We start from the raw sequence: 25,736 nt of genomic DNA on the forward strand, positions 1-25,736 counted from the left end.
AAATACGTTGAGGGTGGGCATTTGAGTATCGGCGGGTGCCACTGTGAGAAACAGAGGATTCGAGGCAGAATACGGCTCCGCCCGAGCCGGGGAAAGCGATATTTCCTGGCATCTCCGTTAGAAAAAGTGACAACATGCCGGCACAACTCCCGCCCTTGAAAGCGCTGAAGGTCTTTGAAGCCGCGGCCCGCGCCAGGAGCCTGACGCTGGCCGCGGCAGAGCTGCACATCACGCATAGCGCGGTCAGCCAGCAGATTCGGCTGCTGGAAAGCCATTTTGGCCGTCCCTTGTTCGTGCGCAGTGCGCGCGGTGTCGAGCCAACCGAGGCTGCGCTGCTGTTCTACGCCGAGGTCAAGGCAAGCCTGGACCGCATCGCGCTTGCGGCCGAGCGGTTCACGCGTACCGGCGAACAGCGCATCGTGCGCGTCAACACCACGCCGTCCATCGCCATGCGGTGGCTGATCCCGCGCCTGTCCTCATTCCAGATCGAAAACCCGCGCATGGAAATCCGCGTGACCACTTCCGCCAGCGACGGCATCGATGACCTGAGGGAGCCGTTCGACGTGATCATCCGGCGCGCACCGATGTCGCGCGCCGGCCATGAATGCATCCGCTTTCTCGATGATGTATCGGCCCCGCTCGCCTCGCCGCGCTACCTGGCGCAGCATCCGCTGGCGGCGCCCGAGGATTGCCTGCATGCCTCGCTGCTGCACCTGAGCAGCCGGCGCGACGCATGGGCACGCTGGCTCGCGGCGGCAGGCGTGGTACCGCCGCCGCCGCCGGGCGAGCACTTCTACCAGCATTTCTTTCTCAGCCTGCAGGCCGCCACCGCCGATCTCGGGATCGCAATCGGCTCGCTGGCACTCGTGGACGAAGACCTCGCCACGGGCCGCTTGTGCCAGTTGTTCCCGGACGTGGTGTTGCGCGACCAGGGCTTCCATATGCTGCTTCGCGCGGACCGCGAAGCGGCAAGCGCGCTGAGTGTATTTAGCGGATGGCTGGCCCGGGAGGGTGTGCGCGCGTCCTCTGGCCTGCGGGCGTGGATCGCGTGATGAACCGAACCCGTCCGTCTTCCTGCATGCCATAAATAGCAGGGCCTACTCCCCCAGCGCGATGCCATCCTTGCGTTTGTCCGATGCGCCGAGCAGGTCGCCGCCCGCACTGCGCATGACGATCTGTGCGCCGCCGAAATCGCTGCGCCCGCCCAGTTCGCCAAGGCCGGCGGGATCGCTGTAGCCAGCATCGCGCAGGGCTTGCACGATGGCCGGCGGCATGCCGGCTTCGATGGCCAGGGTGGTGTCGGATTCCAGCCGCCAGCGCGGGGCATCCAGCGCGGCTTGCAGGGGTTGCTGCCAGGCCGCCAGCCTCACCAGCAACTGCAACTGGCCTTGCGGCTGCATCAGCCCGCCCACCACGCCGAAGCCCGCGTGGAAGCGCCCGCCGCGCAGGGCCGCGCCAGGCACCACGGTGTGGTATGGGCGCTTGGCCGGAGCGGGGCTGTTGATATGGCCCGGCCCGGCAAAGCCGAAGCCGCGGTTCTGCAGCACAAAGCCGCAGCCGGGCACGGCGATGCCCGAGCCGAAGCGCTTGAAGATGCTGGTCATCAGCGTGACCGCCAGGCCGTCGCGGTCCACCACCACGGTGCATACCGTGTTGCCGGCCGGGTCTGCCACGGTTTCCTTGGCGTACCGCATGGCGCGGCCCATGGCCTGCACCGTGCGCAGCACGGCTGCGGGATCGTCCTCGGACAGCATGGCTGGATCGAGTCCGCCGAGTTCGTCCAGCGCGTGCAGGATGGCCACGCCGTGTGTATTGGGCGGGCATTCCAGCACCGTCAGTCCGCGGAAATCCGTGGACACGGGCGTGCAGAAATCGCCCCTGTGGGCGGCGAAGTCGGCGGCAGCCAGCGCGCCGCCGGCGATGCGGCTCGCCATTTCGGCGGCATGGGCGGGCTGGCCGAGATAGTAGGCATCGGCACCCTCGGCGGCAATGGCGGACAGCGTGGCGGCCAGCTCCGGATTGCTGAAGGTCTCGCCGGCCGCAGGCGGGCGGCCGGCGCGATAGAGCGCGGCGCAGACCGGGTCATGGTGCAGCACGCGGTCGAACAGCGCCCATTCCCGCGCGGCTACCGGTGCCACCGCAAAGCCGTCGCGCGCTAGCGCAATGGCGGGCGTGAACAGCCGTTTCCATTCCAGCCGGCCGTAGCGGCGGTGCAGGTCCTCCCAGCCGCGCACCGCGCCGGGCGTGGTCAGCGAGAGGGCGTGGCGCTCGGGGATGCGCTGCCCGGGCAGGTCCGCCAGCGCGTGCATGGGGAACGCGGCCGGCGCGCGCCCAGTGCCGTTGTAGCTGACCGCGTGGCCGTCGGGCTCGACGATCATCGCCAGCATGTCGCCGCCAATGCCTGTTGCCATCGGCTCCACCACGCCCAGGATGGCATCGGCCGCGAGCGCCGCGTCAATGGCGCTGCCGCCTTCACGCAGCACCTGCAGCGCGGCCTCGGCAGCAAGCGGGTGGCCGGTGGCGACCATGCAGTGCGGCGCGCGCACGCCCTCGGTGGTGTTGGCACGGCTAGCGCAAGCTGTGGTTGTCATGCGTGGCGCTCCAGGAGAATCAGATCGATCGGGTTTGACACAATGGCGTGGCGCCGCGAACCTATTCGACCACCGTCCCGGCCACCGTCCCGGTGACTGCGGCGGCAGCCTTGGCCGGGCTCGCCTGGGCTTCCCAGGACACGGCGATGTCGCCGGTGACGAAGGTCTGGCAGGCCATGCGGTAGCCCTCGCCGAATTGCGCCTCCGACAGGTGCTTGCGCTCTTTTGGCTTGATGGCGTCGGTGAACTCGAGCCCGCGCTCGATCTTGCATTTGCAGGTGCCGCACAGGCCGCCGCCGCACTTGAAGGGGATGCCGCCTTTCTCGCGCAGGGAAACGCGCAGCAGGTTGCTGTTCTCGGGGGCGCTGACGACCTTGCCGTCGTTGCTGACAAAGGTGATTTCAATCATGGAAACGGTCCGATGGCATGAGGGGCTGCCCGGCGCTGTGCCGGTCATACTCGGTGGATTCAGTCGTTCGCTCGCCAGTCACGCGCATGGACATCGCGCTTGGCCAGCGTGATGTCCATGCTGCCGAAGGTGGCCAGGCGCGTGAGCGCGTCGCGTGCGCCCTGCAGCGTGTCGAACTGCTCGAGAAACTTGGAGGGCACGTAGTTGATGGTGGGGGCCGGGCGGCTCGCGGCATCGACGTCTTCGCCGAACTCCTCCACAACCTTCACCTTCACCGGGTGCGCTATTTCGGCGATGACGAAGTGCGCCGTCCTGCGGCCGTAGAAGAGATAGTCGTAAGCCTCGACGGCCACCAGCCCCTCTACCAGTTCGGTGCGAAACTGCCCCGGCTTGCTGCTGAGTATTACGTACATGACTGCGTTGCCTGGTGGATGCTGGTGAATTACTGCGCGTTGCCCGGGACGCTCGCTTGCAGGACATTGGCCCCGCCGCTGGCGGTGGCTGTGCCTTGCACTGGCAGTTCGTCCTGGATCAGCTCGATGTCATGCTCCAGCCAGATCTGGCAGGTCAGGCGATACCCTTGCTCCAGCCGTTCTCCGAGCTGCTTCTTTTCCTTCCAGTTCGGCGGCGGCAGGTGCTCGGCGCCGGCGATCACGCGGCACGCGCATTTGGAGCACTTGCCCATGCCGCACTCGTAGCGCAGGTTCGGATACGGAAACTGCTTGATCCCGGCGCGCACCACCAGGTTGGTGCTGGGCTTGACCTCGTCCTCGAAGGTCTGGCCGTTCTTGTGAAATACGACTTTTGGCATACAACGTTTCCGCAAGCGGTCTGGTCTGTCAGGGGCGGCTGGGCGGATGCGCACCGGCCGCGCTTCATCGCACGATCTCATCGCGGGATCTGGCGGCTGCTTCAGGCAGCCATGTCGAGTTCAGGCAGGGGGATTTCCTGGGCGACGTAGTCGTGATAGAGGGCGGTGGTGTAGAGCAGGCGCATCTGGGCGCCGATCTCGCAGATCCTGAGGCAGCGCTGCTGCAGCTCCGGGGTGTTGGCGTGTTCCAGGACAATCTGGTAGCCGCGTTCGCCGTGGATTTCATCGGAGACGATGTGCAGGTCGAAGAACTCGACTTCTTCGTCGGTGAAGTTGTACTTGTCGCGCAGGGTGGGGGTCTGCTTGCGGTAGATCGACGGCACCTGGGATTCCAGGCCAACGACGAGGCCGGCGACAGCCACGATGGGGTCTTCGCGCATGGCCACCGCGTAGCACCAGCTTTGCAGGCCGCGGGTGGTGGGCGACATGTTGTCGGGGTCGAGCACGCGCTCGCGGGTGGTGCCGCAGGCCTGGGCAAAGCGGATGAGCAGGTCGGTGTGGCGGTCGCCGCCGATTTCTTCCTCATACATATTGGCCAGCAGGAAGTCCTTGGCTTCGGTGAAGCGGTCGGGGGTGCGGGCGTAGATGTAGGCGAGGTAGTCGGCGAAGGGGCCGACGTAGTGATAGTGGTTCTCGGCCCAGCGGGCGAGGTGGTCGCGGGAGAGTTTGCCGCTGGCCCAGGCTACGCTGAAGGGGGCTTTGTTGGCGCTCTTGCCCTTGATGGCGTTTTCAAGGGCGGCACGGAAATCATCGCGGTTCATCAGTTCGGCCATCGGGGGCTCCTGGGGGAACGAGTTCAAGGTTGTGGGGGACTGCGTAGCATCGTCCGGAAGCGATCTGCTTGACCGGCTATCGTTTCGATAATTGTATACTATCTACAATAAGAAGAAAGGGGTAGTGGTTGACAAGGCCAATATGCAGGCCGATATGCAGGCCAATAGCGGGCCGCATGCCGGCAGCACCACATAGCGTGAATCAAGCGGCCCTGGCTTCACCCGCAGCCTCGATCTGCCGGTAGGCGAAGCCCGCCAGCGCCACATCCTCCAGCCCCACGCCTACGGACTTGTAGATCAGGATGTCCGTGTCATTGCCGCGCGGCTTCACGCTGCCGGTCACCACATCAGCCAGCTCGACGACCTTGTCGGCCGGCAGCACGGCGGGATCCGCCAGCACGATGTCTCCGGCCTCGCGCATGGATTGGGGGCGCCACTCCACTACCAGCCGGGCCGCGCGGGAGAGCGCCACGTCGTCCAGCTCGCGGGTGTGCGGCAAGCTGGACCCGATGGCCGCGACGAAGGCGCCGGGCTTGAGGGAGTGGCCGGAGAACAACGGCGTGGTGGAGCGCGAGGCGGTGACCACGATGTCGGCCTGAGCCACGGCCTGGTCCGGCTCCGCAAGGTCGACCGGGATGCCGCACTGGCGCGCCAGGCGCTCGGGCATGGCGGCATCGGCATACGGGTCGGACAGCAGGATGCGCTTGAGCGGCAGGGCGGCGGCGAGCTGGCGGGCATGCTGCACGCCTTGCGTGCCGGCGCCAAACAGCGCCAGCACTTCGGCTCCCGGCCGCGCCAGGTGCCGGGCGGCCAGCACGGAGCAGGCCGCGGTGCGCAGCCGGGTGATCGCGCCCGCATCGAACGATGCCAGCGGCCGGCCGTCCTCGGTGGAGAAGATCAGGATGACAAAGGAAAACTGTCCCTTGATGGTGGTGTAGACCTTGGCGCCGGCCACCTGTTGCTCGGGAATTACCGCGCCCAGCGTGGACAGCTTGACGCCGCCGGCCTCGGTACGGATACGCTCCTGCATGGCGGCCTTGCCTTGGCCGAAGCTGCGGAAAGCGTCCAGCATCACTTGCTGGGCGTCAGCGGGGCTGACGTGGCGGTCGATCATCTCGTCGGTGATATGCAGCATGGTCTATTTCCTGGCGTAGCGGGAATGGAGGGAATCGTAAGGTCCAAGGTGAGGCGGGAAGAGGTGAGGAGGGGCGAGAGGCGTCAGGCGGGCAGGGCGAGCTTGACCAGCACGCCGATGGCGCCAGCCGTGCACAGCGCCAGCAGCAGCTTGCGCACGGCCTTGGCCGAAAAGCGGTTCTTGAGGCGATTGGACACGGCAAAGCCGACCAGCAGCATGGGCGACAGGCTCAGGCTGAGCCACAGTTCCACCAGCCCGAAACGGCCGGCGGCAGCCAGCATGGCCAGCGAAAACGCCGCGCCGGCGCACAGGATGCAGCCGATGGTGGCGCGCAGCTGCGGCGGCGGCAGGTGCTGCATGACGATGGCAAAGGGCGGCGCGCCCGCCGAGGTGACCGTGCCCATGAAGCCGGAGGCGGCACCCGCCACCGCCATGTTCAGGCCGGATGCCTGCACCCGCCAGCCCAGCAGGCTCAGCGCCACCGCAGCCAGGATCGACAGCGCGAACACCAGCGCCAGCACTTCGGCCGGCAGCTGCGTCATTGCCGCCACCGCCACCACCGTGCCGGCCGCACGTCCAGCCAGGGCATTGCCCGCCGTGCGCCAGGCAATGGCACGGAACTCGCGTATCGCACCCAGCAACGAGACCAGCCCGCCCATGGCCAGCAAGGGACCCGGGGCCAGTTGCGGGAAAAACAGCACGGCCACCGGCGCCGACACCATCGAGAAGCCGATCCCGCCCACGCCTTGCAGGCAGGCGCCGCACAGGATCAGCGCACCCATCAGGCCGAATTGCCAGGCGGTGGTACCGGCGGGAAGAAGGGTGGAAAGTGTCATGGCGGCTCGGATTGGCGTCAGGGATCGCACTCTGCTCCATCGGCGATGGCATGTTGATGGCGCGACGAATTGGTATACAGTCTACATAAAATTCAGGTGGAAGACATCTGGAACAGGCCGAATGAGCACTGCTGGCTCGCAAAAGGTGCCTGCCGTCCCCGTTTCAGCGCGAAAACGTAAGGGTTTGCACCAGATTGGGTGGATTCCCTAGTCCCGGTAGATTTCGCTTGTTTTGATGCGGATCAAGAATATAGTATACGTTCATGGGACGGCTATAGTCCCACAAGACAAAAACGATGGTCTCTACAGATAAAGATCCAAGGGGAATACATGCAACACGAAGCGGTGATTGGCGCGGCACACTGGATCTACCTGGCGGGCGTGGCGGTGATCGTCCTGACCATGATCCTGCGGGCCAATGTGGTCGTGCCATCGATTCTGGGTACGTTTCTGGTGGTGTTCGCACTGACCGGTAGCCCGGTCTCGGCGCTGGGAGGCATTTTTTCGGCAAGCCTGGTGGCGGCCAAGGAGCTGTTCAACATCTTCCTGGTCATCGCATTCATGACAGCGCTGCTCAACTCGCTGAAGACGCTGCGCTCGGATATCCGCATGGTGGAGCCATTCCGGGTGGTGATGAAAAACGGCCATTCCGCGTTCTTCATCCTGGCTGGCATTACCTACGTGATTTCGCTGTTCTTCTGGCCCACGCCGGCGGTGCCGCTGGTCTCGGCCATCCTGCTGCCGGCAGCGATTGCGGCCGGCCTGCCGCCGCTGGCGGGCGCCATGGCCATCGCGATCGCGGGGCAGGGCATGGCGCTGTCGTCCGACTATGTGATTGGCGTGGCGCCCGGGATCAGCGCCAAGGCCGCCGGCGCCGCGGTCAGCGCGGTGGTGGTTGCCGATCGCGCGCTGGTGCTGTCGATCATTACCGGCGCCATCGCGCTGACCCTGGCCTATCTGTCGATGCGCAAGCACATCGTGCCTGCCAGCGGCGCCTTGCTGACCCATTGGCAAGCGCGCGCGGGCGGCGCTGTGGAAAAGCCCGAACACGCGGGCACCTTCGACAAGGCCGAGATCGCGCGCGGCACCGAGCACGACGAGCCGCTCGTCACCGATGCCAATATCGAGCGCAGCCTGGCCATGGTGGCGCTGCGCCGCGTCAAGTGGTCCAAGTGCTTCGCGGTGGTGACGCCGCTGGCCTTCCTGGCGGTGGTGGCCGTGATGGTGCTGCCGAAGATGGGTTCGGCCCTGCCGGAGTTGAAGGGCGGCGATGCGGCAGCACTGGTCGGCGGCGTTGCGGCGCTGCTGATGATGCTGGCCACGCTGGCGGCGGAAGGCCCGCGCAAGATGCTCGATGTGTGCCCCGAGCACATCACCGATGGCTTTGTCTTCGCCTTCAAGGCCATGGGCTCGGTGCTGCCGATCGCCGGCTTCTTCTTTGTCGGCGCCGGCGAGACCGCGGCGCAGATCCTGGGCGTCAGCGCCGACAAGGCGCCCAGCCTGCTGTTCGAGCTGATCCAGGCGTACCAGCACATGATTCCGGATAACCATGTGCTGGTGGCATTCGGCGTGCTGCTGGTGGGCATGATCACTGGCATCGACGGCTCGGGCTTTGCCGGCCTGCCGCTGACCGGCACGCTGGCTGGCGCGCTGGGCCCGGTGGTGGGCTTCGATTCCGCCACGCTGGCGGCAATCGGGCAGATGGGCGCGGTGTGGACGGGCGGCGGCACGCTGATCGCGTGGTCCTCCCTGATCGCGGTGGCCGGATTTGCCCGGGTGCCGGTGCTCGATGCGGTGCGCGCCTTGCTGTTGCCGGTGCTGATCGGGCTGTGCGTGTCCACCGTTTGCGCCATGTTCCTCTGGCGCTGAACCTGTCGCATCGAGCAGCAAAAAGCGAGGCCATTCGTGCCTCGCTTTTTTTATTCCCGAAACGCGAATACCATCTTCCCAAAAATAGTAGATAGTATACAATCTACATCAAGGTATCGGGTGGCGCGGATAAAGCCCCCGGACCGCACTACGCAGTCCCCCATAACCCTGAACTCGTTCCCCCAGGAGCCCCCGATGGCCGAACTGATGAACCGCGATGATTTCCGTGCCGCCCTTGAAAACGCCATCAAGGGCAAGAGCGCCAACAAAGCCCCCTTCAGCGTAGCCTGGGCCAGCGGCAAACTCTCCCGCGACCACCTCGCCCGCTGGGCCGAGAACCACTATCACTACGTCGGCCCCTTCGCCGACTACCTCGCCTACATCTACGCCCGCACCCCCGACCGCTTCACCGAAGCCAAGGACTTCCTGCTGGCCAATATGTATGAGGAAGAAATCGGCGGCGACCGCCACACCGACCTGCTCATCCGCTTTGCCCAGGCCTGCGGCACCACCCGCGAGCGCGTGCTCGACCCCGACAACATGTCGCCCACCACCCGCGGCCTGCAAAGCTGGTGCTACGCGGTGGCCATGCGCGAAGACCCCATCGTGGCTGTCGCCGGCCTCGTCGTTGGCCTGGAATCCCAGGTGCCGTCGATCTACCGCAAGCAGACCCCCACCCTGCGCGACAAGTACAACTTCACCGACGAAGAAGTCGAGTTCTTCGACCTGCACATCGTCTCCGATGAAATCCACGGCGAACGCGGCTACCAGATTGTCCTGGAACACGCCAACACCCCGGAGCTGCAGCAGCGCTGCCTCAGGATCTGCGAGATCGGCGCCCAGATGCGCCTGCTCTACACCACCGCCCTCTATCACGACTACGTCGCCCAGGAAATCCCCCTGCCTGAACTCGACATGGCTGCCTGAGGCAGCCCCCGGGGCGGCATCGCATTGGCATTGACGGCCCCGCCCGGGGCCTGACCGGATGAAAGGTTTGGACACCATGGCAGTGGCAAAGACAGACGAATTCAACAACTACATCAACGGCGAATGGTCGAAGAGCGCCAGCGGGCGCACCTTCGACAACGTCAACCCGGCGGATACCGCCGATATCGTCGGCCGTTTCCAGGCCTCGACCGCGGATGACGCACAGGCCGCCGTGGCCGCCGCCGCGGCCGCGTTCGACGCGTGGAAGAAGACCCCCATCTCGAAGCGCGCCAAGATCCTCAACGGCGCCGCCGATTACCTGGAAGCCAACGCCGAACAGATCGCCGAGGAACTGACCCGCGAAGAAGGCAAGGCACTCAACCTGAGCAAGGATGAAGTGCTGCGCTCGGCGCAGACCATCCGTTTCTATGCCGTGGAAGGGCAGTCCTTCTCCGGCGAGACCTATCCCCAGGACGATCCCGACATGATCGTCTACAGCCAGCGCGAGCCGTTGGGCGTGGTGACCGTGATTTCGCCGTGGAATTTCCCGGTGTCGATCCCGGCGCGCAAGATTGCCCCGGCGCTGATCGCCGGCAACACCGTGGTGTTCAAGCCTTCGTCGGACGCGCCGCTGAGCGGCTACCGGCTGGCGCAGGCGTTTGTCGAGGCCGGCATCCCCAAGGGCGTGCTCAATTTCATCACCGGCCGTGCCGGCGACGTGGGCGCGGCCATTACCGAAGCACCGGCGGTGCGTGCGATTTCCTTTACCGGCTCGACCGCCGCCGGCCAGCATATCCATCGCTCGGTGTCGCTGAGCACGCGCACGCAGATGGAACTCGGCGGCAAGAACCCGCTGATCGTGATGGAAGACGCCGACCTGGACCGCGCGGTGGACCTCACCATCAAGGGTGGCTTGTCGCTCAGCGGCCAGGCCTGCACCGGCACCAGCCGCGTGCTGGTGATGGCTTCGGTCAAGGCCGCCTATACGGAGAAATTGCTGGCCAAGGTCAAGACCCTGAAGATCGGCAGCGGCATGACGCCCGGCATGGACGTGGGTCCGCTCGCCACACGCAAGCAACTCGAGACGGTGCTCGGCTATGTGGAAGCGGGCAAGTCCGAAGCCACGCACCTGTGCGGTGGCGACCGCCTGGGCGGTGAGCCCTACGACAAGGGCTTCTATGTCTCGCCGGCCGTCTTCACCGGCGTCACCCAGCAGATGCGCATTGCGCGCGAGGAAATCTTCGGGCCGGTGATCGCCATCATCGAGGTGAGCAGCTACGCCGACGCCATCGCCAAGGCCAACGACACCGAGTACGGCTTGTCGGCCGCCATCGTGACCAGCAACCCACGCTATGCGCATGACTTCGCGCATGACATCCAGTCGGGCACGGTCAAGATCAACCGCACCACCACGGGCAACCTGATCAACGCGCCGTTCGGCGGCCTCAAGCAATCCAGCACCTCCACCTTCCGCGAGTCGGGCCGGGCAGGGCTGGAGTTCTACACCCAGATCAAGACCGTTTATCGAGGCTGCTGAGCCGGCGCGCACGCGTCAGCCGTCAGTTGTCGATCGTCAGCCGTCAATCCGCATCAACGGAACAAGCAGGAGCAGGACATGAGAAAAGCCATCAAGCTGGAACTGAAGGAAGCCCGTCACATGGTGGCGGCAGCCATCCGCAAGTCCGAGGAAATCGGCGTGCTGGAATCGATCTGCGTGGTCGACGACGGCGGCTACCCGCTGGCGCTGGAGCGCATGGACGGCGCGCGCATCACCGGCCCGCAGATCGCCTGGAACAAGGCCTTCACCGCCGCCGGCCACAAGCGCTCCACCCACCTGTTCAACCAGGCCCCCAACGGCCCCGCGCTGCCCGGCAATGAAGCCTTTGGCATCCAGTGGAGCTTCGAAGGCAAGTTTGCCGTGTTCGTGGGCGGCTTCCCGATCGTGGTCAACGGCGAAGTCATCGGCGGCATCGGCCTGAGCGGCGGCAACGGCGAGCAGGACACCGCCGCAGGCGTGGCAGCGCTGCACGCCCTGCAGGAACTGCTGGCCGGCGACGACCTGAAGGTGTTGACCGAAGCCGATATCAAGAAGTAAAGGTCAGGAAGTAAATCCAGACCCTGGCAAAAGCCCCAAACACCGCTCAAAACCAGCGATGCGAAGCGAGCGGCGTAGGTGTACCAGGCCGTATGGGGCGCCTCGTCGGCGGGCAAAAAGAGCGGAAAAGAGGGACCCATGTCTGAGTATCGCCTTAAGGCGATGCGAGTTTGGGTCCCGGCCGCTCTTTTTGGCTGACGACGAGGGGGTGTCGCCCCATCCGGCGCGCCTTCTTTGCCTACTTTCTTGGCAAGACAAGAAAGTAGGTCGCCGCCCCGCAGGGGTGGTGAAACTGCCTTTGACTTTAGGTTTTAGGTTTTAGGTTTAGAAGCCCATCCCCCCACGCATTCCAAATCCACCATGTCCTACCGCATCCACCTCATCGAATCCCAGCAGTCGTTTGACGTCGATGCCGACGAATCGGTGCTGGACGGCGCCCTGCGCGCCAATGTGCAGATGGCGCACGACTGCCGCTTCGGCGGCTGCGCCACGTGCCGCGTCAGGCTGGTCGAGGGCGCGGTGGCCTATGACGAGTACCCCATGGGCCTGACCCCGGAAGAAGAGGCCGAGGGCTTTGCGCTGGCGTGCCAGGCGCGGCCCACCAGCGACCTGGTGATCAGCACCGCGCGCCCGGGCGAGCCATGCGCCGAGCCCGCGCGCCACACCGCGGTGATCCGCAAGATCGCGCCGCTCAGCGCCGACGTGGTGCACCTGACGCTGGAGCTGCCGCAGGCGCCGGCGCTTGACTACCGTCCCGGCCAGTACCTCAAGATCTTTACCGGTGACGGCATCGCGCGCAGTTTCTCGATGGCGTCGGTTCCCAGGGACCGCACGGTGGACCTGCACGTGCGCCGCATTCCCGGCGGCTACTTCACCGAGCGCTTGCTGGCGGGACTGCGCTCCGACGACCAGCTCGACGTGGAACTGCCGCTGGGCGGCTTCTATTTCCGCAAGGACGACTATCGTCCGCTGGTGATGGTGGCCACGGGCACCGGGCTGGCGCCGATCAAGAGCATCCTCGAATCGCTGATGGACGATCCGGATTGCCCGCCGGTCTCGCTGTACTGGGGCATGCGCACCCAGGCGGACCTGTACCTGCACGAACAGATCCAGGCGTGGGGCGCGCGGCTCTACGATTTCCAGTACGTGCCGGTGCTATCGCGTGCCGACGGTGCATGGAGCGGGCGGCGCGGCCACGTGCAGCACGCCGTTGCCGCCGACCTGCCGGACCTGTCGGAGCACGCCATCTACCTGTGCGGCTCGCCCGACATGATCTGCGACGCCCGCGAGACCTTTCTCGGGCTCGGCGCCAGCGGCGCGCATATCTACGCCGACAGCTTCACATTCCAACACCGCTGAACCGGCCATGCCGGTTGGGGCAGGCCTGGCCCCTTAGTGACGCAGCGCCACGGCAATGGCATGGTCCAGGTGTTCGATGCCGAACGTCACGTCCTGTATTGCCCCATTGACGAAGAATGCCGGCGTGCTGCGCACGTGGCTGGCGATGCCGCCTTGCTGGTGCTCGCGCACGCGCTGCAGGTAGGTGTGAGCCTTCATGTCGTAGTCATAACGCTCCAGGTCCAGCGCCAGCGTAGCGGCGTACTCCCGCAGCATCGCGGGCTTGATGCCGTGATGTTGCTCGAAGATCTGCTGGTGCATCGGCCAGAACTTGTGCTGGGCCGCCGCGGCCTCGGCAGCCTCCGCGGCGTCCTGCGCCAACGGGTGCCAGGCCGTCAGCGGGAAATGGCGGTACACAAAGCGCACGCGGTCGTGGTAGCGGGCAAGCAGGATCTTCACGCCGCCGTAGGCCAGGCGGCAATACTGGCATTCGAAGTCGCCGTATTCGACCACCGTGACGTGGGCCGAGGCAGGCCCCAGTACATGGTCGGTCTTTTCAACGGGTGTCGACAGCATGACATTCTCCTTGCAGGATTGGCGCATGGGGGCTGGCTTGCACGTGCGCCGGGCGCCGGGCACCCCTCAGGGAATGAACAGCTTGTCGATATAGCACCAGCGCCAGGTTTCGCCCGGCTCGAACGACTGGATCACCGGATGTTCCGTGGCCAGGAAATGCCGGGTGGCGTGCTGGTTGGGCGAGTCGTCGCAGCAACCGACATGGCCGCAGCACAGGCACAAGCGCAGGTGCACCCATTCGTCGCCGCTGCGCAGGCATTCCTCGCAGCCTTCTGCGCTGGGTGTGACGGGATGGCTCAATGCAAGGTGCGCACACGCCGTTGTCATTGCGGTACTCCAACGTTGGCCCCGGCAGGGCGGGCCCGTGCCGCGCGCGGATGCGCCAGGGACTTTTATTGTAGGCGGCGAAGATGCGAAGGGAAGCGCGGCAGTCACCGCGCGGCGCGTTTGCGTCGCCTAGACTCAACGGACGGCCTGTCGCGGCCTGAAGTCCCGATTTCGTATTCGGCATTGCACATTGCACATTGCACATTGCACTCAGGAGGATGTCATGACTTGCAGGATCCAGGTGGTCTTCTACAGCATGTACGGGCACGTCTACAAAATGGCGGAGGCGGTGGCGGCGGGCGCGCGCGAAGTCGATGGCGCCGAGGTGACGCTGCTCCAGGTGCCGGAACTGGTGCCCGACGCCGTGCTGGAAAAGAGTGGCGCCAAGGCCGCCCGGGCGGCTTTCGCCCATGTGCCCGTGGCGGAGCCGGACAAGCTGGCCGACGCCGATGCCATCCTGTTCGGCACCCCCACGCGGTTTGGCAATATGTGCGCGCAGATGCGCAATTTTCTTGACCAGACCGGCGGGCTGTGGATGAGCGGCGGGCTGGTGGGCAAGGTCGGCAGTGTCTTTACCAGCACCGCCACCCAGCACGGTGGCCAGGAGACCACGATTACCAGCTTCCACACCACGCTGCTGCACCAGGGCATGGTGATTGTCGGCGTGCCCTACGCCGAAGCGCGGCTGCTGGACATGAGCCAGATCACGGGGGGCACACCCTATGGCGCATCCACCCTGACGGCCGCCGACGGCTCGCGCCAGCCCAGCGAGAACGAACTGGCCATCGCAAAGTATCAGGGCCGGCACGTGGCCGGCATTGCCGCCAGGCTCGCGGCGCGCTAGCCTGGCTGCTGGCCGGATGGCGGGCGGGCGGGTTCAGGTTCAGGCCGCTCGCTCGTTCTCCACCTCGGCCAGCACGGCGTCCAGGGTGTCGGCCAGCAGGTCGGCGTGCGCTTCGGTGAACACCATCGGCGGGCGGATCTTCAGGATGTTGGCCGCTTCGCCGGTGGCACCAACCAGCACGTGGCGCCGCCGCAGGCCGTTGACGATGCGCGCAGTGCGCGCGGTCGCGGGACGCGCGGCATCGCCGTCTTCGACAAACTCCACCGCGACGAACAGCCCGGCGCCGCGGATATCGCCGATCAGCGGACGCCGTGCCGCCACGCCTGCCAGCCGCTCGCGCAGGTACTTGCCCACGCGCCGCACCTGCGCCATGAGCTGCGTTTGCTCGATGACGTCAAGCACCGCCATGCCGGCGGCGACAGACACCGGGTTGCCGCCGAAGGTATTGAAGTAACGGCACTCGCGCCCAAACGCCTCCAGCACTTCGGGGCGCACGGCCAGCCCGGCCAGCGGATGCCCGTTGCCCATGGGCTTGCCCATGGTGACGATGTCCGGCACCACGCCATGCCGCTGGAATCCCCAGAACGCCTCGCCGGTGCGCCCCAGGCCGGGCTGCACCTCGTCGGCGATGAACACGCCGCCGGCCGCGCGGATGGCGGCGACCGCATCTTTCAGGAAGCCGGGCGGATCGGTGAAGATGCCGTCGCTGGAGAACACGGTGTCCACCAGCAGCGCGGCGGGGCGGATGCCATGCGCGCGCAGGTCCTCGATGGCGTGGCGCACCCCTTCGGCAAAGACAGCACCGAGCTGCGCCGGCACAACGCGGTAGCTGTCCGGCGCCGGTACGGTGCGCACGTTGTCGCCGAGCTTCACGTAGCGCCCGAGCGAGGGCGATGCCTCGGCAATGGACGCGGTCACGCCGTGGTAGGCAAAGCGCGTGATGATCAGCCCTTGCGCGCCGGTGTGGGCGCGCGCGATGCGCATCGCCAGGTCGTTGGCCTCGCTGCCGGTACAGGTGAGCATGGCATGGCCCAGCGCGTCCGGCATGGTGGCCAGCAGACGCTGCGCGTAATCCAGGATGCCCTCGTGCAGGTAGCGTGTGTGCGTGTTGAGCTGCGCCGCCTGGCGGGCAATGGCTTGCACCACCTGTGGATGGCAATGGCCGACCGATGCCACATTGTTATATGCATCGAGGTAGCGCTCGCCGTTGGCGTCATAAAGCCAGACGCCATCGCCGCGCACGATGTGCAGCGGCTCCTCGTAGAACAGGCGGTACGCCGGCCCGAGCACGCGGGCGCGCCGCTCGGTCAGTGCTGCAACGCTAGGGGTGGCTGCTGCCGTGGTCATCGGATTCCTTGGTGTCGTGGTCACGCCATCGCGCAGGCGCGGCGCAGCACGGAGCGTGCTTGTTCGGTGGGGATCGCGTCGCAGGCCGCCAGCCGGTCCCAGGAGACCGCGTTGTTGCGCAGCAGGTAAGGCGCGTTTTCCGGATGCCGCGCGGCGCGCCAGCCGCTGATGGCTACCACCATCACCAGCCGGGCCTGCACCAGGTCGAACAGCACGTCGACCTCATCGGCTTGCAGCGGCAGCACCGCGTGATACGCGGCGACAAAGTCAGACAGCGTGGCCATCGTGTCGCCGGCGGGGTCCACCTGATAGGCGGCGGCAACGGCCAGGTCGTCGATCAGGGGCGCATGGACCATGTCGCCAAAATCCAGCACGCCCGCAATGCACGCATGGTCTTGCGGGTCGACCAGCACGTTATAGATGTTGAAGTCGTTGTGGATCGGCTGGGCCCGCAGGTGCGCCAGCCGGGGCTGCACATTGGCGGCAAAGCGATCCAGCGCGCGGTTTGCCAGCGCGCGGCGCGCCGCGTCCGGGACGCTGTCGAGCAGCCCGCGCACGCGCTCGGCGCGCTGGATGTCCCACGGCAGCTCCAGTTCGCCGGCGGGATGGCGGAAGTCGCGCAGCGCCAGGTCGAGCCGGGCCAGCGTGCGCGCCAGCTCCCGTGCCTGCGCTTGCGAGCGCTGTGCCTTGGGCAACGGCATGCCAGGCAGGTAGCTGAACAGGCGGACCACGCGCGCCTGGCCACCGGGTGGCTGGGCGATCAGCGATGGCTGGCCCGCCAGGGTTGGCACGATGCGCTGCACGGGCAGGGCGGGGTCGGCTGCGGCGATGTGCAGCAGTGCCTGGGTCTGGAAGTCCGCCACCAGCGGCAGCTCGGCCGGGTGGGATACCTTGAGCATGTAGCTTGCCGCGGGCGTTTCCAGCAGGAAGTTCCGGTCGCGCTCGCCGCTCAGCGCGGAGAGCCGGCCCGCCAGCCCGTAGTGCTGCGTGAGCAGCGCCATCGCCCACGTCACAGGGACTTCGGGCGAGCCTTCGTTAAGCACATCGGCGCCCGCCAGTGCCGCGCTTGCCGGCCCGTTCATGCCGCGCTCGCGAAGCCGCGCAGCGCGCTGGACAGGTTGGGCCCGAGATCGTCGGAGAGATAGCCGCCTTCCTGCACCAGCACCGTCGGCAAGCCCAGCCGCGCGATTTCCGCGGTGATGAGGGCGAAGCCGGGCGTGGTGACGGCCAGCGCCTGGTACGGGTCGCGCTCGTGCGCGTCCAGCCCCAGCGCTACCACCAGCGCGCCGGGTGCGAACGCGCGGATGCTCTGGCACACGTCGCGCAGCGCTGCCAGGTAGGCCTCGTCGCCGGTGCCGCGCGCCAGCGGGCGGTTGATGTTGTAGCCGAGGCCTTCGGCCTCGCCGCGCTCATGCGCGTGTCCGGTGAAGAAGGGCGTGAACAGCATCGGGTCGCCATGCAGCGACACGGTCAGCACATCGTTGCGCCGGTAGAAGATGCCCTGGGTGCCGTTGCCGTGGTGCATGTCGATGTCGAGGATGGCGACGCGGTCATGGTGGCGGCGCAGGTGCTGCGCGGCAATGGCAGTGTTGTTCAGGTAGCAAAAGCCGTTGGCGCGGTCCACGTAAGCGTGGTGGCCCGGCGGGCGGCACAGCGCATAGGCCGCGCGCTCGCCGTCGGCGACCAGTTGCGCGGCGTGGGTGGCCACGTCGGCCGAGCCGACCGCCGCGCGCCAGGTGTTGGGCCCGATGGAGCAGGCGGCGTCGCCCATGTGGAAGCCCGCCTGGCCGACCACGCTGTCGGGATAGGTGCAGGGCTGCCCGGGGAACGGATGGATGTTGGGCAAGACCTCTTCGGAGGCGTCGGGCAGCAGTTGCCAGCGCTCGTACGCGGTTTCCAGGAAGCGCAGGTATTCCGGCGTGTGGATCGCGGCACGCGGGCCGGGGCCGTGATCGGCGGGGGCAATCACGTCGTGGCCATCGGCGCGCACCGCCGCCAGCAGGCGCAGGGCGCGCTCGGGCTGCTCGTTGCTGCGTTTCATCTTGCCGCGCACCATGAACGCGTGCGGGTCGTGGTCGAGATGCAGATCGCTGTAGACGACTTTCATAGGACGGACTCCATCGGGGGCACCTCGGCGGCGCCTTGTTTTTGCATGAACACCGCCCGGACGTGGACCCAGGCGTCATCGATGTGGAAGCGCACCGCGGCTTGCGCGGCGGCTTCGTCGCGCCGCGCAATCGCCTCGGCAATGGGGCGATGGGTCTCGGCCACGGCCTTGGGGTCGTGGTACACGCTGTCGATCAGCGCCACGATCATGCGGATCTCCGTTTGCATCATGGAGAACATGCGATGCAGGTAAGCATTGCCGGACAGCTCGCAGATGGCTGTGTGGAACGCCAGGTCGCGCGCCACGCGTTCGATCTGTGGCAGCGATTCGGCCTCCTGCACCATGCGCTCGACCATCGCCAAAAGCTGCCTCAGCCCGGCCTCCGGCGCCTGCTTGCAGGCCAGCGATGCAGCCATCAGCTCCAGGTTCAGCCGTACCTGGAACAGGTCGTCGATCTCGCGCACCGTCACCGTGCGCACGGCAAAGCCATGGCGCGGGCGCGAGACCAGCACGCCCTGGCGCTCCAGCCGCCGGGCCGCCTCGCGCACCGGCGCGCGGCTGACATTCATGCGGCGGGCGATGTCGGCCTCGACGATGCGGCTGCCGGGCGGGAGCCGGCCTTCGACGATGGCCTGGGTGAGTTGCGCCTCCACTGCCGCCACCAGGTCGGAGACTTCGATGGAAGCAAAGGGAGAGGATTCGTCGAATGCGGAATCAGACATGGGCTTAGTCCTTGGGTCGGGCTACGACCGGCTTTACCAGCGGTGCTGGCGGCGCGGGCGGCGCCTGCCGCCCGCGCAATGCGAGGTAGCCGCCCGACAGCATGATCAGCACGATGCCCGCCAGCGCGATGCCATCGGGCGGGCGCTGGAAGACAAAGGTACTGATCAGCACGGCGAGCAGCAGTTGAAAGTAGTTGAGCGGCGCGAGCGTGGAGGCGGCAACGCGCCGGAAGGCGGCCAGCAGCAGCAACTGGGCCAGGCCGCTGCAGGCGCCACCGGCCATCATCAGCAAGAGGTCGGGCGCGCGCGGCATGACCTGCGGCAGCGTCGCCAGCGCTGGCACGCCGGTCACCACCAGGCAGATCAGCGCGGTCCAGGCGTAGAGCACCGGCCCGGCGACCACGCCGGCCAGCCGGCGCGTCAGCAGCTGGAAGGCGGCGTAGCAGACGGCCGAGACCATCATCAGCACCGTGCCGGCGAGCGGCAGGTCGCCGCCGGGCCGCACGATCAGCAGCATGCCGCCAAAGCCGGCCAGCACCGCCGCCCACTGCGCGCGTCCCACCCGTTCGCCCAGCACCGCCGGCGACAGCGCCACCATGATCAGCGGCGCTGTGAAGTAGATGGCGGTGGCCTCTGCCAGTGGCATATGCACCAGCGCCGCCATGAAGCAGCTCGCCACGATGCCAAGCGCCAGCCCGCGCACCAGCAGCAGCCACTTGCAGGGCGTGCGCCACAGCCTCAGGCCGCCTTCGCGCAGCAGCCACACCAGCGCGATGACGCTCACCGACACATAGCGGGTCAGGTTCATCATGGGCGCGGAGTGGTCGCGCAGCATCCATTTGCAGAAGGCGTCGTAGCTGGCAAACGCCACCAGCGCGCAGAAAAACAGCAGGATGCCGTCGCGGCGCGCACGCGCCGTGGTGAGCCGTAGCGAGGAGTTGGCCGGGCCGGTCATCAGGCCGCAGCCTTGTTGCCGCCATGGCCGCCATGGCTGCTGGCCGGGAACTCACGCTCCAGCGCCACCATGGCGCGCTCGAACCGCGCGAACAGCTCGCCGATCTGCGCCTCGGTGATGATCAGCGGCGGGCAGAACGCAATGGTGTCGCCCATGGCGCGCACGATCAGGCCCTGCTCCTGCGCCAGCTGAGCCAGGCGCGGGCCAGCCTTCAGGGCCGGGTCGAAGGCGCGCCGCGCCGCCGGCTCCGCCGCCAGTTCGATCGCGCCCAGCAGGCCGACTCCGCGTACCTCGCCCACCAGCGCTCGCCCGGCATAGGCCTGCAGCGCTTGCTGGAAGCGGGGCGCGATGGCGTTCACATGATCCAGGATGCGGTCATCCTCATAGACGCGCAGCGTCTCCAGCGCCACCGCCGTGGTGACCGGATGGCCCGAGTAGGTGAAGCCATGGCCGAAGGTGCCGATCTTGCCGCTGTTGGCGGCAATGGCCGCATGCACCTTCTCCGACACCATCACCGCCGAGATCGGCATGTAGCCGGAGGACAGCGCCTTGGCGCAGGTGAGGATGTCGGGCCGCATGCCGTAGGTGGTGGAGCCGAACATCGCGCCGGTGCGGCCAAAGCCGCAGATCACCTCGTCGGCGATCAGCAGGATGTCATGGCGGCGCAGCACGGCCTGGATCTCGGCAAAGTAAGTGGCCGGCGGCACGATCACGCCGCCCGCGCCCATGACCGGCTCGGCGATGAAGGCGCCGATGGTGTCCGGGCCTTGCGCCTGGATCAGCGCTTCGAGCTCCTGTGCCAGGCGGCTCGCGAACGCCGCCTCGCTCTCGCCCGGCGCGCCGTAGCGGTAGTGGTGCGGGCAGCCGGCGCGCAGGATGCGGTCGATGGGCAGGTCGAAATCGCGGTGATTGGCCTGCAGGCCGCTCAGGCTCGCCGCCGCCACGGTGACGCCGTGATAGGCGTTGGTGCGCGCGATGATCTTTTTCTTGTCCGGCTTGCCGATGGCGTTGTGGTAATACCAGACCAGCTTCACGGCGGTGTCGTTGGCCTCCGAGCCGGAATTGGCGAAGAACACCTTGGACATCGGCACCGGCGCCATCGCCACCAGCTTCTCGGCCAGCATGATGGCCGCCGGGTTGGAGCGATGGTTGAACGTGTGATAGTAGGGCAGCGTGCGCATGGCCTCGACGCCGGCCTCGATCACGCGCGCATGGCTGAATCCGAGCGAGCTGCACCACAGGCCGGACATTCCCTCCAGGTAGCGCTTGCCCTGGTCGTCCTCCACATAGATGCCGTCGCCTTTGGTGATGACGAGCGGGCCGACGCCGGGGTGGGCGGCCAGGTTGGTAAACGGGTGCAGGTGGGCCGCGATATCGTCTGCGGCAAGCGCGGCGTGGGAGGGCAAGGCGACGGTCATGTCAGTGACGTCCTGTTGTCGGTATCGGGTGTGTCGGATCGCTGGGGCAGCGGCATGCCAAGGTCAAACGCGTCAATATCAATATCCCTGTGCCGGGTCGACCGCCACGGCAGGTCGCTGCCCGCGGCGCAGCTGGGCCAGATTATCCAGCGTCTGGCGCGCGATCGTCGCCGGATCGGTGCGTGCCGCCACGTGCGGCGTGACGTTGATGCGCGGATGCCGCCAGAACGGATGCCCGGATGGCAGCGGCTCGTGCTGGAAGGCATCCAGCGTGGCCGCGCCCAGCGTGCCGTCGTCCAGCGCGCGCAGCAGGTCAGCCTCGACCAGGTGGCTGCCCCGGCCTACGTTGATCAGGTGCGCGCCGCGCGGCAGGCGGGCGAACAGGTCCGCGCACAGGAAACCCTGCGTCTGCGCGGTGAGCGGCAGCAGGCAAACCAGCGCGTCGCAGCCCGCCAGGAAGGCATCCAGCCCGTCCTGGCCGTGGAAGGCTTGCACGCCCTCGGGCAGGTCCGCCTTGGGGCTGCGGCTCCAGCCGCGCACCGCATAGCCCACCGCCTGCAGCGCGCGGGCGCTGGCAATGCCCAGTGTGCCCAGTCCCGCAATGCCCACGCGGTGCCGTGACGGCGCCACGATGGGCTGCTCTTGCCACTGCCCGGCCGCCGCGCTGGCCAGATAGGCGCCCATGCTGCGCTGGTGCTGGATCACGGCCCACGTCACGTAGGCCGTCATGGTGCCGGCCATGGCGGTATCCACGATGCGGCAGACGGTTGGCCCGGGCGGCAGGTCCGGATCGCTGCGCAGGTGGTCGATGCCTGCGCCCAGCGACTGCACCAGGCGCAGCTTGGGCATGGCCGCCAGCAAGCCGGGCGGGGGCGCCCAGCAGACCGCGGCATCGATGTCGTCAAGCGCGCCCAGGTCGGGGCCCACGCGCAGGTCCAGCCCGGGCGCCGCCGCGCGGAAGGCGGGTACCAGGTACTGCATGTCGAGCACGCTGCTGAGCAGCGCCACGCAGGGGGGCTTGGTTGTCGTCATGTCCATCTTGCTGAGTGTTCCGGCCGGATTGTCGCGGTCGGTGCGGGTCATGCGTAGCCCCCGACTGCCTGCAGGCGGGACGGCTCCGCCGGCGCTGGTGCCGCTGGTCCCTCTGTGGCCTCCTGCACCCGGGCCAGGCGCGGGATGGCGTCGATCAGCTTGCGCGTGTAGGCATGCTCGGGCGCGCTCAGCACGCGGGCCGTCTCGCCGTACTCGACCACCTCGCCGCGCTGCATGACGGCGATCTTGTCGCACATCTGCGCGGCCACGCGCAGGTCGTGGGTGATGAAGACCATGGCCAGCTTGAACTGCTCGCGCACCTTGGCGAACAGCTCCAGCACCTGCGCCTGCACCGACACATCCAGCGCGGAGACGGGCTCGTCCGCCACCAGCAATTCCGGCTGCATCGCTAGCGCCCGGGCAATGCCGATGCGCTGGCGCTGCCCGCCGGAGAACTCATGCGGGTAGCGCTCGGCCGCCTCCGGCCCCAGCCCGACCAGCCCGAGCAGCTCCAGCGTGCGCGCCTGTGCCTCCTGGCGCGATACGCCCTGCGCGATGGGGCCGGCAGCAATGGCCGCACCGACCCGATGCCGGGGATTGAGCGAGGCGTAAGGGTCCTGGAACACCATCTGCAGCTTGCCGCCCGCGCGCTGCAGCAGCCCGCCGCCTTGGGACAGGTTGCGCCCGTTGATCACGATGCGGCCGCTGTCGAACGGCGCCAGGCCCACGATGCAGCGGCCCACCGTCGATTTGCCGGAGCCCGATTCACCCACCAGCCCGAGCGTTTGCCCGCGCAGCAGCTCGAAGTTCACGTTGCGCGCGGCTTGCACCTCGCGCCCGCGCCGCAGCAGGCCGCCGCCGGTGCGGTAGGTCTTGCACAGGTCCTGCACCTGCAGCACGCGGTTGACCTCCACCTGCACGGGCGGCTGGCGCAGGTGCCCGCCGGGAATGGCGCTGATCAGCTTGCGGGTATAGGAATGCTGCGGATCGGTCAGCACGCGCGCGGCCGGCCCGGCCTCGACGATGGTGCCGGTCTGCATCACCACCACCTGGTCGGCGATCTCCGACACCACGCCGAAATCGTGCGTGATGAACAGCACGGCCATGCCGCGCCGCTTTTGCAGGTCGCGGATCAGTTGCAGGATCTGCGCCTGGGTGGTCACGTCGAGCGCCGTGGTGGGCTCGTCGGCGATCAGCAGGCGCGGCTCCAGCGCCATGGCGCACGCGATCATCACGCGCTGGCGTTGCCCGCCCGACAGGCGGAAGGGGTAGCTGTCGTACAGCAGCTCCGGATCGGGCAGGCCTACATCGGCCAGCGCCGCCACGATGCGCTTGCGCTTCTCGGCCGCGCCCAGCCGCTGGTGCGCGTCGAACACCTCGGCGATCTGGTCGCCGATGCGCATGACCGGGTTGAGCGCCGTCATGGGCTCCTGGAACACCATGCCGATCTTCTGCCCGCGCAGCTCGCGCATGGCGTCGTCATCGAGCTGCAGCAGGTCCTGGCCCTCGAACAGGATGCGCCCGGCCACCGGCTCCACATGGGGCCGCGGCAGCAGGCCCATCACCGCGTTGGCGATCATGGACTTGCCGGACCCGGACTCGCCCACCACGCACAGCGTCTGGCCCGCCTCCAGCGTCAGCGAGGCTGCCTGCACCGCCAGCGCGCGGTCGCCGCCGGCAGGCAGGCGGATGCTCAGGTCCTGGATATCAAGTACCGGTGTGCTCATCGTCCGCTCCCGCCAAGGCGCGCGTTGAGCGCGTCGTTCAGGCCTTCGCCCACCATATTGAGCGCCAGCACCGTCAGCAGGATGGCCGTGCCGGGAAACACCGCCATCCACCAGGCCTGGCGCAGCACGGTGCGCGCCGAGCCCACCATATAGCCCCAGCTCATGTGGTTCGGGTCGCCCAGACCCAGGAAGCTCAGGCTGGATTCGAGCAGGATGGCGGTCGCCACCATCAGCGAGGCCATCACGACGATGGGCGAACTGGCATTGGGCAGGATCTGCGACAGGATGATGCGCGGTGTCGATTGCCCGGCCAGCTTCGCGGCCTGCACAAAGTCGCGCTGGCGCAGCGTGAGGAACTCGCTGCGCACCAGGCGCGCCACCGGCGGCCAGGACACGATGGCGATCGCCGCCACGATGGAGCCGATGGACGGCTCGAAGATCGCCACCAGCACCAGCGCCAGCGCAAAGCTCGGCACCGCCTGGAACAGCTCGGTGAAGCGCATCAGGGCCGCATCGATCCACCCGCCGAAGTAGCCGGAAATGGCGCCCAGCGTCACGCCGATCAAGAGCGAGACCACCGTGGACACCACGCCGATCAGCAGCGAGATGCGCGCGCCGTGGATCACGCCCGCCAGGATGTCGCGCCCCATGGTATCGGTGCCCATGGCAAAGCCGGGTTCCTGCATCGGCTGCAGGAACGGCTGCTGCACCATGTCCCAGGGATCATGCCCGGCCATCCACGGCCCGAACAGCGCGAGCACGGCAAAGCCCGCCAGTACCACCATGCCGAGCACGGCCGCCTTGTTGCGGCAGAACCGCCGCCAGAAAGTGTTTTTCATTGCATCTCGATCCGCGGGTCGACCAGCGTGTAGACAAAGTCGGTCAACAGGTTGAACAACACGGCCATGGCCGCGGTGACCAGGAAGCAGCCCAGCAGCAGGTTGTAGTCACGCTGCAGCAGGGCGTCGAACATCAGGCGGCCAATGCCGGGCCAGGCGAACACCGTCTCGGTCAGCACCGCGCCGCCGATCATGCCGCCGGCCTGGATGCCGGCCAGCGTCACCACCGGCAGCAAGGCGTTGCGCAGGATGTGGGCGCGCTGGATGCGCCCGGGCCGCACACCCTTGGCGCGCGCGGTCTTGACGAAATCCATCTGCGCCACCTCCAGCATCGAGGCCCGCGTCATGCGCGCATACACCGCCATGTAGAACAGCGCCAGCGTGAGCGCGGGCAGCACCAGGTGCGTGGCGATGTCGAACACCAGCGCCAGGCCATGCAGGTCCGCCCCCACGGTGAAGTAGCCAAAGCCAGGCAGCCAGTCGAGCTTGACCGAGAACAGCAGCACCGCCATCATCGCCAGCCAGTACAAGGGCGTTGCGTAGAACACCAGGGCGAACAGGGTGATGGCGTTGTCCACCCAGCTCCCCGCGCGCCGGCTTGCCCACGCCCCCAGCACCACGCCGAACAGCACGGAGAGCAGGAAGGCGCTGCCGGTCAGGATCAGCGTGGCCGGCAGGCGCTGCAGGATCAGGTCCAGCACCGGCTGCTGCTGGCGGTAGGAGTAGCCCAGGTCCAGGTGCACCACGTGCCCGAGATACGTGGCAAGCTGCTCCGGCACCGGCTTGTCCAGCCCGAACTGCGTGCGCAACTGCGCCACGAACTGCGGGTCGGAGGCCCCGGCCTCGCCAGCCATCACCGAGACAGGGTCTCCCGGCGCGGCCCGGATCAGCAGGAAGTTGACGGTCGCGATGACCAGGATCGCGATCACGCCCTGTACCACCCGGCCTAGCATGCGCTGCGTACGACTCATGGCTTCGCCCCAGAGATAAAGATGACT

26 protein-coding genes are annotated in these 25,736 nt (G+C 67.3%); 7 read left to right on the top strand and 19 right to left on the bottom strand.

Annotation, left to right across the window (positions count from 1 at the left end; translation table 11 throughout):
- Nucleotides 1-134: 134 nt before the first annotated feature.
- Nucleotides 135-1,052, top strand: a complete 918-nt coding sequence (locus tag RR42_RS27300; protein ID WP_043354600.1) for a LysR substrate-binding domain-containing protein — start codon at nt 135-137, stop codon at nt 1,050-1,052.
- A gap of 45 nt (nt 1,053-1,097) precedes the next feature.
- Here the strand turns inward: RR42_RS27300 and RR42_RS27305 are convergent, their stop codons facing one another.
- The 7 genes from RR42_RS27305 to RR42_RS27335 form a co-directional block, all read right to left on the bottom strand.
- Nucleotides 1,098-2,591 carry a gamma-glutamyltransferase family protein gene (locus tag RR42_RS27305; protein WP_043354602.1) on the bottom strand — a complete coding sequence of 498 codons (1,494 nt, stop codon included), beginning with the start codon at nt 2,589-2,591 and terminating at the stop codon, nt 1,098-1,100.
- A 61-nt stretch (nt 2,592-2,652) separates the two neighbouring features.
- A complete protein-coding gene (locus RR42_RS27310) occupies nt 2,653-3,000 on the bottom strand; it encodes a 2Fe-2S iron-sulfur cluster-binding protein (RefSeq protein ID WP_082055123.1) in 348 nt (115 codons plus the stop codon).
- Nucleotides 3,001-3,059: 59 nt separating this feature from the next.
- Complete coding sequence (locus RR42_RS27315) at nt 3,060-3,413, bottom strand: hypothetical protein (protein WP_043354603.1); 354 nt, start codon at nt 3,411-3,413, stop codon at nt 3,060-3,062.
- Between the two features lie 29 nt (nt 3,414-3,442).
- Nucleotides 3,443-3,811, bottom strand: coding sequence for a 2Fe-2S iron-sulfur cluster-binding protein (locus RR42_RS27320; protein ID WP_043354604.1), 369 nt, complete (start codon nt 3,809-3,811; stop codon nt 3,443-3,445).
- Between the two features lie 101 nt (nt 3,812-3,912).
- The gene (locus tag RR42_RS27325) at nt 3,913-4,644 is read right to left on the bottom strand and encodes a TenA family transcriptional regulator (RefSeq protein ID WP_043354606.1); all 732 of its coding nucleotides are present in this window, start codon (nt 4,642-4,644) and stop codon (nt 3,913-3,915) included.
- A 202-nt stretch (nt 4,645-4,846) separates the two neighbouring features.
- The gene (locus RR42_RS27330) at nt 4,847-5,779 is read right to left on the bottom strand and encodes an ornithine cyclodeaminase family protein (protein WP_043354608.1); all 933 of its coding nucleotides are present in this window, start codon (nt 5,777-5,779) and stop codon (nt 4,847-4,849) included.
- 83 nt (nt 5,780-5,862) lie between these two features.
- Entirely contained in the window at nt 5,863-6,615 is a 753-nt protein-coding gene (locus RR42_RS27335; RefSeq protein ID WP_043354609.1) for a sulfite exporter TauE/SafE family protein, read from the bottom strand.
- A gap of 330 nt (nt 6,616-6,945) precedes the next feature.
- On the opposite strand from RR42_RS27335, the gene RR42_RS27340 reads away from it, so the two are divergent.
- The 5 genes from RR42_RS27340 to RR42_RS27360 all read left to right on the top strand — a co-directional run bounded on the left by RR42_RS27340 (nt 6,946) and on the right by RR42_RS27360 (nt 12,865).
- Nucleotides 6,946-8,484, top strand: coding sequence for a hypothetical protein (locus RR42_RS27340; RefSeq protein ID WP_043354611.1), 1,539 nt, complete (start codon nt 6,946-6,948; stop codon nt 8,482-8,484).
- Between the two features lie 195 nt (nt 8,485-8,679).
- Entirely contained in the window at nt 8,680-9,411 is a 732-nt protein-coding gene (locus RR42_RS27345; RefSeq protein ID WP_043354606.1) for a TenA family transcriptional regulator, read from the top strand.
- 76 nt (nt 9,412-9,487) lie between these two features.
- Nucleotides 9,488-10,948: an aldehyde dehydrogenase family protein gene (locus RR42_RS27350; RefSeq protein ID WP_043358044.1), complete on the top strand. Its 1,461-nt coding sequence runs from the start codon at nt 9,488-9,490 to the stop codon at nt 10,946-10,948.
- A gap of 78 nt (nt 10,949-11,026) precedes the next feature.
- Nucleotides 11,027-11,506: a GlcG/HbpS family heme-binding protein gene (locus RR42_RS27355; RefSeq protein WP_043354613.1), complete on the top strand. Its 480-nt coding sequence runs from the start codon at nt 11,027-11,029 to the stop codon at nt 11,504-11,506.
- A gap of 360 nt (nt 11,507-11,866) precedes the next feature.
- Nucleotides 11,867-12,865, top strand: coding sequence for a 2Fe-2S iron-sulfur cluster-binding protein (locus RR42_RS27360; protein ID WP_043354615.1), 999 nt, complete (start codon nt 11,867-11,869; stop codon nt 12,863-12,865).
- A gap of 33 nt (nt 12,866-12,898) precedes the next feature.
- Here the strand turns inward: RR42_RS27360 and RR42_RS27365 are convergent, their stop codons facing one another.
- Nucleotides 12,899-13,420 (bottom strand): DsbA family protein, encoded by a 522-nt coding sequence (locus RR42_RS27365; RefSeq protein WP_043354616.1) that lies wholly within the window; start codon nt 13,418-13,420, stop codon nt 12,899-12,901.
- A gap of 66 nt (nt 13,421-13,486) precedes the next feature.
- Nucleotides 13,487-13,747: a UBP-type zinc finger domain-containing protein gene (locus RR42_RS27370; protein WP_043354618.1), complete on the bottom strand. Its 261-nt coding sequence runs from the start codon at nt 13,745-13,747 to the stop codon at nt 13,487-13,489.
- A gap of 223 nt (nt 13,748-13,970) precedes the next feature.
- On the opposite strand from RR42_RS27370, the gene wrbA reads away from it, so the two are divergent.
- A complete protein-coding gene (gene wrbA / locus RR42_RS27375; RefSeq protein WP_043354620.1) occupies nt 13,971-14,591 on the top strand; it encodes an NAD(P)H:quinone oxidoreductase in 621 nt (206 codons plus the stop codon).
- A gap of 39 nt (nt 14,592-14,630) precedes the next feature.
- Here wrbA and RR42_RS27380 read toward each other — a convergent pair whose 3' ends face one another.
- The 10 genes from RR42_RS27380 to RR42_RS27425 all read right to left on the bottom strand — a co-directional run bounded on the left by RR42_RS27380 (nt 14,631) and on the right by RR42_RS27425 (nt 25,709).
- Entirely contained in the window at nt 14,631-15,938 is a 1,308-nt protein-coding gene (locus tag RR42_RS27380; RefSeq protein ID WP_043354622.1) for an aspartate aminotransferase family protein, read from the bottom strand.
- A 20-nt stretch (nt 15,939-15,958) separates the two neighbouring features.
- The gene (locus RR42_RS27385; protein WP_052495006.1) at nt 15,959-17,020 is read right to left on the bottom strand and encodes a phosphotransferase; all 1,062 of its coding nucleotides are present in this window, start codon (nt 17,018-17,020) and stop codon (nt 15,959-15,961) included.
- Nucleotides 17,017-18,045 carry a histone deacetylase family protein gene (locus RR42_RS27390; protein WP_043354624.1) on the bottom strand — a complete coding sequence of 343 codons (1,029 nt, stop codon included), beginning with the start codon at nt 18,043-18,045 and terminating at the stop codon, nt 17,017-17,019. Before RR42_RS27390 ends, RR42_RS27385 begins: the two co-directional genes overlap by 4 nt.
- Nucleotides 18,042-18,767, bottom strand: coding sequence for a GntR family transcriptional regulator (locus RR42_RS27395; protein ID WP_043354626.1), 726 nt, complete (start codon nt 18,765-18,767; stop codon nt 18,042-18,044). Before RR42_RS27395 ends, RR42_RS27390 begins: the two co-directional genes overlap by 4 nt.
- Nucleotides 18,768-18,771: 4 nt before the next feature.
- Nucleotides 18,772-19,722, bottom strand: coding sequence for a DMT family transporter (locus RR42_RS27400; RefSeq protein WP_043354627.1), 951 nt, complete (start codon nt 19,720-19,722; stop codon nt 18,772-18,774).
- Nucleotides 19,722-21,140, bottom strand: coding sequence for an aspartate aminotransferase family protein (locus RR42_RS27405; protein WP_052495007.1), 1,419 nt, complete (start codon nt 21,138-21,140; stop codon nt 19,722-19,724). The genes RR42_RS27400 and RR42_RS27405 overlap by 1 nt, the downstream gene beginning before the upstream one ends.
- Before the next feature lie 78 nt (nt 21,141-21,218).
- Nucleotides 21,219-22,223, bottom strand: coding sequence for a 2-hydroxyacid dehydrogenase (locus RR42_RS27410; RefSeq protein WP_330218539.1), 1,005 nt, complete (start codon nt 22,221-22,223; stop codon nt 21,219-21,221).
- Complete coding sequence (locus tag RR42_RS27415; protein ID WP_082055124.1) at nt 22,220-23,899, bottom strand: dipeptide ABC transporter ATP-binding protein; 1,680 nt, start codon at nt 23,897-23,899, stop codon at nt 22,220-22,222. The genes RR42_RS27410 and RR42_RS27415 overlap by 4 nt, the downstream gene beginning before the upstream one ends.
- Nucleotides 23,896-24,738 (bottom strand): ABC transporter permease, encoded by an 843-nt coding sequence (locus RR42_RS27420; protein ID WP_043354629.1) that lies wholly within the window; start codon nt 24,736-24,738, stop codon nt 23,896-23,898. The genes RR42_RS27415 and RR42_RS27420 overlap by 4 nt, the downstream gene beginning before the upstream one ends.
- A complete protein-coding gene (locus RR42_RS27425) occupies nt 24,735-25,709 on the bottom strand; it encodes an ABC transporter permease (RefSeq protein ID WP_043354633.1) in 975 nt (324 codons plus the stop codon). Before RR42_RS27425 ends, RR42_RS27420 begins: the two co-directional genes overlap by 4 nt.
- Nucleotides 25,710-25,736: the final 27 nt, after the last annotated feature.

It is taken from the genome of Cupriavidus basilensis (assembly GCF_000832305.1).
Lineage (GTDB): Bacteria > Pseudomonadota > Gammaproteobacteria > Burkholderiales > Burkholderiaceae > Cupriavidus > Cupriavidus basilensis_F.